Raw genomic sequence first — 7,032 nt, 5'->3', positions numbered from 1 at the left:
GCTGGAAGAATGGCTAAGAAACCGATTGCGGTACTGTATATGGCACCATTGGAAGAAACCAGAACGGAAGCGGAAAAACCTAATCCGTTTAGGTGTAAACCATAACACCGCCTATGCTTGGAGTCGCACAAGAATGGGAGGATGGGCAGTAGCTCAAAGCCCTATTTTAGGGACTACAATTACCATTAAAAGGTTGAGAATGAGAGGGTATGTTAGTTTAATAGAGTACTACAAACGAGATGTATAATTATTGAACCGCCGTATACGAGACCCGTATGTACGGTGGTGTGAGAGGCGCACTCCGTTCCTAATTAGGGGCGGAGCCGTCTACTCGATTAGCTGTAGTTTTTTATTCTTTATTCACTTTGTAGCTATTATAGTTTTCAATTATTAATTTCGTCACTAATTCCGGATTTTGATAATAAATTCCGTGACTGTATTTTGGAAGTAAAATCAGCATACTGTTGTTATTGTCCTTTATTAAGTCAGAATAATGTTGTATTCTTAAATTGTCGTATTCTCGCCAAAACGGTTTAAAATTGATTCCCAAGTTGAGGGTTTCATTCAGCTCTTTATCGGGTTGTTCGATATTTTTGTTATATGAAATGATAACCGTTGTAGCAATATTATTATTTAACTCAGGTAAGCTTTGATATTCGTGAAAATAACCTAATTCATTAGCTTTCAAAGCTCTTGTAGCGTCATTTCTTGCGCCTTGACTAAAACCATTATTTTCGGACATCATTTTTTGAATTAACAAAGACGTTTCTCGATAACCAGTACCACTTTTAGATTTTATTCTTGCTTTTTCATCTTCTTCAGCAGTCAACATAAAATCAGTTGGGTCTGAAAAAACCAGACCACAAACTTCATCTGGAAACTTTGAAGCAAATAATCTTATATACGGTCCTCCTATAGAGTGTCCGACCAATAAATAAGGCGGTTTAATATTTAGCGTCAACAGTAAATTGTGTAGTCGCTCCGCGACTTGGGAATCAGAAGTAATTTCCAAATCAAGTTCGGATTGTCCAATTCCATTTCTCGCATATTGAATGCTAGATATATTGCTTGGAAGAAATGTAAGAATTGGGTCAAAAGTTCCGCCACCTAATCCTGATTCGAACACAAGAATTGGCGAGCCATCTTTTCTGTTTTCAAGATTGATAGTTTTGTAAGTTATTTTTTTACCGTCTACAACAACTAATTTGTCATCGTTCTGTTGGGCATAATTAAACGAATTGTAAACAATAAGAAATAAAATGCTCAGAATTATTTTTTTCGTAACTTTCATATATGGCTTGTGTTATTCCAAATTTCAATTAATTTGTAATTGGTCTGAGACAAAATTATTGGAATAAATAGTCATTGTTGAAAATGGCATATGTCATTTTAATGCCATTTGTATGACAAATGCTGGTTTTAAAGAATTTTTGGAACGAAGCCTAGCACTTCTTTTTTTTCGTTTATTTGGATTGATGTATGTATTGTAATGATAATATTTGCTAAAGCATAGGTTAGATATGACAATACAAATGTTAAGGGTAATCCTGCATATCCTTTTCCTATAAATAGGAAAAGAAGAACTAAAACAATAGGCAGTAGTAACATACTTAATATTTGAAAATTTAAAATTTTCTTTCCAATGGTCTTTACCTTTTCGTCGCCTTTGTTGTTTTTAAAATATACAATTGCTGGAAAGATGATATTACCAAATGGAATTACTAACATTGTCAGAATACTAAAGTTCATAAGTTTCAATGTACTTAAGTTGTTTTTTACTAATAGCTTATTGTCACTTTCATCTTGTATAATATTTATTCTTTCTATGGATAAAGTTCTCGCTAAGGTTTTGAGAGTATGAGAACTTCCCGTTGACAATCCTTTCTCAATTCGTTGAATAGTTCTAATGGATATTCCAGAAGATTTTGATAATTCCTCTTGTGTTAAGTTCTTAAGTGTTCTATGACCCTTTAGGCTATTTTTCATTAGTTCGCAGAGTTATCTTAAATTACAGCTAACGTTTAGTATAAGAAACGTAGGGCAGTAGATAAGCACTACATTTTGGGTTTAATAATTAGCCAAATATGAAATTTTGTTTTTAATTTCGTTTAAACACAAAATTATCATATTTGGCGGACTTTTTAAATAAACACAGAACTTTGGAGTTAACATAAATGCCTTATGTTTTTTATACCTTGTTAGCTTTAGTACTTTTTGAATTCAGTATCTAAAGTATGTTTGTTGGTGAGCCCATAAAATCACCTCCGAAAAGAACTATTAAATTCCCAACATAATATTCATTTATAATATGGTAATGATAAATTTTTTCGCCATTACTGTGAGGTGTTACACCAAAGTGTCCTCCTGAAGCGTCTAAATCAGTAGGGTATGAGTCATCAAAATCTTTTCTCCCGTAGATTAAAAATCCATCAGCCATAATTCCAACTAGCTTTTTGTCATTGTGAGAAAGCATCGTGTTTTCAGGAACATCCTTAGCTTCTGTATGATAGTGGTAACCTGATGGACCAACGTGTCCTCCTGCATAATCAAATGTTTCAGCAATTTCTTCTTCTAACGGTCTCCCAGGTCCTTCAGAATCATTAAAAATAGGTACACCAGTCACGGAAATACCAATAGCTCCCAAACCTGTACTTGTACTTTTTACTGCTAATCCTGGAGCATTAGAAACGGTAAGTGTAAAACTACGATCACGTTCACTACCAATACGACCTGGTGTTTGGGCAACAGCAATTACTGGTTTGATATACAAAGAATCAGTTTCTTGCCAATAAGGTGTTGTATGATTAGGGTGTCCTTTAGATTCTATTGTGATTTCATCACCATCAAATGAAACAGTTACAGAATTAGGGTTAAATTCGTCGAATGCCGATACAGGTGTTTTTTTACCTTGAGCTGTTTCTACTTTTTCATATTTTCTTCTGCCTTCGCCTTGTTCGGGTCTATCACCTCGTTCGGGTCTGTCTGGTCTTTCAGGTCGCTCGTCTGTATTTGTTTGTTCAATTTTATCAGACGTTTCATTTTCTTCTTGGTTTTTACTTTTACTTGATGTGCCACAATTAGTTAATACTATTACACTTATAGCTGCTATTAATACTGTTTTTAATTCCATAATTATTATTTATTATTAAAAAAGCCTACTTTTCTAATTTTAAGGTTTTTATGTCTGCTATTAGTTGACTTATTGCTGTTTTATTTAACCCGTTATAAATACCCCTTATGTGACGATTTTTATCTATTAATACAAAATTTTCAGTATGTAAAAATTCATCAACATCTTTCTCTATTCCTAAATCTTCCTCAACGAAATAGTCCTTTCGACCAAGTTTGTATATTTCTTGTTGAGTTCCTGTAACCAAATGCCATTTATTAGATACAACGCCTTTACTTTCCGCATATCGTTTTAATACAGAAACCGAATCTCTTTCAGGTGTTACAGAGTGGGAAAGCAATAGAACATCATCGTCTTTTAGAAATTCTTCTTGCAAAATGTTCATATTAGCAGTCATTCGTGGACAAATACCTGGACAGGATGCAAAGAAAAAATCTACTATATATATTTTGTCTTGAAATGTTTTTTCTGTGATGATTTGCCCATCTTGGTTTAGAAGACTGAATGGTGAAATTTTATGAAAAGAACTTAAAGCATCGTCATTTTGCAACATCCAATGAGGTGTAAATGTAGCTTCGTTATAATATGGCAGTGTTTCAACTCTACTTTTGTTGGGTTCTATCTGTTTACAAGCTACGAAGCATAATAGAAGTAAAATAATACTGTTACTTTTCATATTTTTTTATTTTTTCATCTTCTAAGCCATAGCATAAAGCTGATTTTTTTAATCCAAAAATCCTTCCATTTTTTGCTTCATAATTAGCATATAAATCTCCATTTTTTCTAAATGCTTGTTGAATTCCATCTTCTTTTCCCATACTTAGGTTTAATATCTTATACAATTCTCCTGTCTTATACCATTGTTTTTGTTGCCCATCTACCTTGCCAAAATTGTAATTTAGATGCGCTACTAAGGTATACATCGAGTCATTAGACCATAGTTTTTTTTCTCCGTGAAGTTTTCCTTTATTGTATGTTGCTATTTGTTTCAATTTGCCATTAGAAAACCAATAGGAAGATTTGTTTTGTTTTTTCCCATTAAATATTCCAATTTTTTCTTTGGGTGTTCCATCTTCATAAAAAGAAATCATATATCCTGAAAAAGGTTCTTCATTAATTAAAAAAGTAGAAGTTTTATTATCGTAAGTGATGAGTGCTTTGTCAACACTTAAATTTGGAATCGTTATTGAGGTAATAATTAAATTTTCAGATGATATTTTTTCTTCGTTATTTTTTTGATTACAGCTAATTGTAAAAATACTTGATGCTACAAATACAATAAAAATCACTACGCTTTTAGTCAATAACAAATAGTCTAACTTTTTATAAACAGCCAGACTATTTTTATTATTAAAGGAATGCATATTCATTAAAATATTGCGTTTGGTGTACCTTGTAATTGACCTGCGAAAAGAGGTATAACGTTGCCAAAGGCAAATTCATTTATAATATGATAATGATACACTTCTACTCCGTCACTATGAGGTGTTACACCAAAATGACCTCCAGATGCATCTAAATCTGTAGGATAAGAACCATCAAAATCTCTTCTTCCGTAAAGTAAAAAACCATCTGACAGAATTCCTACTAATTTTTCATCGTCAAACGAAAGTGTTGTGTTCTCAGGTACGTCAAAAGATTCAATATGATAGTGATATCCAGAAGGTCCATTATGTGCTCCTGCATAATCAAAAGTTTCAACAATTACTTCTTCTATTGGTCTATTATTACCTTCCTGATCATTAAAAATGGGAACACCAGTTACTGAAATTCCAATAGCTCCCAACCCTGTAGTTGTTCCTGTAGCAGCTAATTCTGGTGCTGTAGATACGGTTAAAGTATAGCTACGTTCACCTATGAGTCCAGGTGTTAGTACATCAGTGTTATTTGCTACTTTATCTATATGTAATGGATTGTCGTCTGGCCAGTATGGTGAGGTGTGATTAGGAAGACCATTTGACTCTATTGTAATTTCATTACCGTTAAATGAGATAGTAACTGCATCTTGATTAAACTCATCAAATGCTGATAATGGGGTGGCAATTCCTTCATCTGTTGCGTTATCCGTATTATCATCATCATTACAAGATGTAATTAACAATAAGATTGTAAAAAGTGGTAAGATTAAATTTTTCATAAGATTGTTTTATTTATGTTTGTTTAGATGTGTTTTATTTATAATACTTGCGTTTTGTAAAAGTTTTAATTAGAATAAAGTCTCATCTGTTTTCTGTATTGAGTTTAAATTTCATCTAACGATGCTTGGGTATTAAAGCTAACGTTAAATATATGGCAAGTTGGGCAGAAAACAAGCTATTATTTTCGGATTAGCCACAAGCCAAATCTTTTGCATTTTGTTTTAATTTTTCTCTTTTAACACCAAATCAAAAGATTTGGCGACTTTGCAAATAGACAACAACATTCCGGTTAAACACTAATCGCCCTATTTGCTATATATCGTGTTATCTGCTGGCTTTTATTTTATTCGTATGATTTTAGCGTCAAAATCTGTCATCAAATATACTCGGTTGAATGCTGAATCCATTTTATAGTTTTCTGATTCATTAAGTTTATACGAAACGGAAGAAAGAGAACCAATCATAAGAACTAACCAATACTCTGATAAATTCTGCTTACTATTTCTATATTCCTGAATCTTAGGTTCTTTTTTTAGAATTTCAGCGTGCAATCTTTCTCTTGTCAAATATTCCGCGTTATTCCAATTCTTTTCGTCAAACCAAAATGAAACTTGATCGTGTTTAGTTGTTGTAATTTCAGTTATAAAATTAGGTAGTTTAAATTCAATTCGATTTTTTGTCCAGTAAACATAATCTGCAATGTTTTCCGTCAGTTTTGGTTTGTCCTTTTGTTTATAATCAAACTCATCATTTTTTACAGAAATTGATGCAATTAAATTTTCATCTTGGTATTTTTCTCTAAATTTTTTCTCAGCATTATTTAGTAAAGTTTTTATTTTTAAATATCGACTTCTATCCGCTGAATAAATTTGAGTGTGTTCTAGTCCAATTATTTGACCATTGTAACTAATGATGAAATCAGGACTTGGTGGTTTTGGTTTGTCGACAATTTGAATTTCAGCATCAATTACTTCGACAAATTTTCCAATTTGACAAACTTCTAAAACTTCCTTTTTTTCGAGTTTGTAATTATCTAGTATAGAATTTATAACTCTACTCATATTTGTTTAGTGGTATTTTAATGTTATTCTGAATGTTGTTTCAGCTTGCAGATAACGGTTTTTGTGTCGAGTAGACAAGGGGAATTTCACCCCGAGCCTCTCACAGAACCGTACGTGATAGTCTCCCATCATACGGCTCTTCTAACTTAACTTTCAAAGATAGCTCATCCTCTTTCAAGTTGGCAAATTGTACGTTAAATTAGCTAATCCCTTCGCTCCAGTTTCATTACAAAACTTTCATTACTACTACGGATTAGTCCGCCCCTATACCAAGCATTGCTATTCTGCCTCTAGTTTGCGCTATTGTGCATTTCACTTTGCATCTTAGTACAGGTTCCCGAGTTCCGTAAATAAGCCCGAATAAAGGTCATGCCTCCTAAATGACGCCTGCCGCTTAGCCAGTAAACAGGTAACCGCTAAACTTATAATTTTTGTCATACTTCAAACACTTTTGACATGATGTTGCACTTTCTCGACACTTCATCAGAGGTTCATTTGCATTCATCTCCTTTATCCATACCTGACCACGCTCTTGACGCAGCCTTTTCCATAACGCTCAATACCTTGGCTCTTTACCAAAGCACCTTATGGTGGTTTGATGCTCTCCCCTGCAGGACAACATCGGTGGGTCGGTTCCACCATCTTATAAACAGTTCGCAATGAAATATATCAGCCGTTCATTGCTTTCTCGGCACACGTATGG

The 7,032-nt window shown here is 33.3% G+C and carries 7 protein-coding genes and 1 pseudogene; 1 reads left to right on the top strand and 7 read right to left on the bottom strand.

What is annotated here, in order from left to right:
- Positions 1-247, top strand: a pseudogene (locus BLQ19_RS20460) (group II intron reverse transcriptase/maturase); the annotation flags it as partial.
- Positions 248-349: 102 nt separating this feature from the next.
- Here BLQ19_RS20460 and BLQ19_RS20455 read toward each other — a convergent pair.
- From BLQ19_RS20455 to BLQ19_RS20425, 7 genes are all read right to left on the bottom strand, one after another.
- Positions 350-1,291, bottom strand: a complete 942-nt coding sequence (locus BLQ19_RS20455) for an alpha/beta hydrolase (protein ID WP_074539602.1) — start codon at positions 1,289-1,291, stop codon at positions 350-352.
- Positions 1,292-1,419: 128 nt separating this feature from the next.
- Positions 1,420-1,986 (bottom strand): magnetosome magnetite crystal formation protein family, encoded by a 567-nt coding sequence (locus BLQ19_RS20450; RefSeq protein ID WP_074539601.1) that lies wholly within the window; start codon positions 1,984-1,986, stop codon positions 1,420-1,422.
- Positions 1,987-2,227: 241 nt separating this feature from the next.
- Positions 2,228-3,130 carry a YHYH protein gene (locus BLQ19_RS20445; protein WP_083332323.1) on the bottom strand — a complete coding sequence of 301 codons (903 nt, stop codon included), beginning with the start codon at positions 3,128-3,130 and terminating at the stop codon, positions 2,228-2,230.
- A 25-nt stretch (positions 3,131-3,155) separates the two neighbouring features.
- Positions 3,156-3,806 carry an SCO family protein gene (locus BLQ19_RS20440; protein ID WP_074539600.1) on the bottom strand — a complete coding sequence of 217 codons (651 nt, stop codon included), beginning with the start codon at positions 3,804-3,806 and terminating at the stop codon, positions 3,156-3,158.
- Positions 3,796-4,434 carry a toxin-antitoxin system YwqK family antitoxin gene (locus BLQ19_RS20435; protein WP_254788488.1) on the bottom strand — a complete coding sequence of 213 codons (639 nt, stop codon included), beginning with the start codon at positions 4,432-4,434 and terminating at the stop codon, positions 3,796-3,798. Before BLQ19_RS20435 ends, BLQ19_RS20440 begins: the two co-directional genes overlap by 11 nt.
- A 65-nt stretch (positions 4,435-4,499) precedes the next feature.
- The gene (locus BLQ19_RS20430) at positions 4,500-5,267 is read right to left on the bottom strand and encodes a YHYH protein (protein WP_074539599.1); all 768 of its coding nucleotides are present in this window, start codon (positions 5,265-5,267) and stop codon (positions 4,500-4,502) included.
- A 339-nt stretch (positions 5,268-5,606) separates the two neighbouring features.
- A complete protein-coding gene (locus BLQ19_RS20425; protein WP_074539598.1) occupies positions 5,607-6,329 on the bottom strand; it encodes a hypothetical protein in 723 nt (240 codons plus the stop codon).
- Between the last annotated feature and the right edge of the window lie 703 nt (positions 6,330-7,032).

This window comes from Cellulophaga baltica (assembly GCF_900102165.1).
Taxonomy (GTDB): Bacteria; Bacteroidota; Bacteroidia; order Flavobacteriales; family Flavobacteriaceae; genus Cellulophaga; species Cellulophaga baltica.
This window is presented reverse-complemented; position numbering and strand designations above follow the sequence as displayed.

Excerpts from the sequence above, each read along its gene's own strand:
- BLQ19_RS20455 (WP_074539602.1), bottom strand. The coding sequence starts at position 1,291 with ATGAAAGTTACGAAAAAAATAATTCTGAGCATTTTATTTCTTATTGTT.
- BLQ19_RS20450 (WP_074539601.1), bottom strand. The coding sequence starts at position 1,986 with ATGAAAAATAGCCTAAAGGGTCATAGAACACTTAAGAACTTAACACAA.
- BLQ19_RS20445 (WP_083332323.1), bottom strand. The coding sequence starts at position 3,130 with ATGGAATTAAAAACAGTATTAATAGCAGCTATAAGTGTAATAGTATTA.
- BLQ19_RS20440 (WP_074539600.1), bottom strand. The coding sequence starts at position 3,806 with ATGAAAAGTAACAGTATTATTTTACTTCTATTATGCTTCGTAGCTTGT.
- BLQ19_RS20430 (WP_074539599.1), bottom strand. The coding sequence starts at position 5,267 with ATGAAAAATTTAATCTTACCACTTTTTACAATCTTATTGTTAATTACA.
- BLQ19_RS20425 (WP_074539598.1), bottom strand. The coding sequence starts at position 6,329 with ATGAGTAGAGTTATAAATTCTATACTAGATAATTACAAACTCGAAAAA.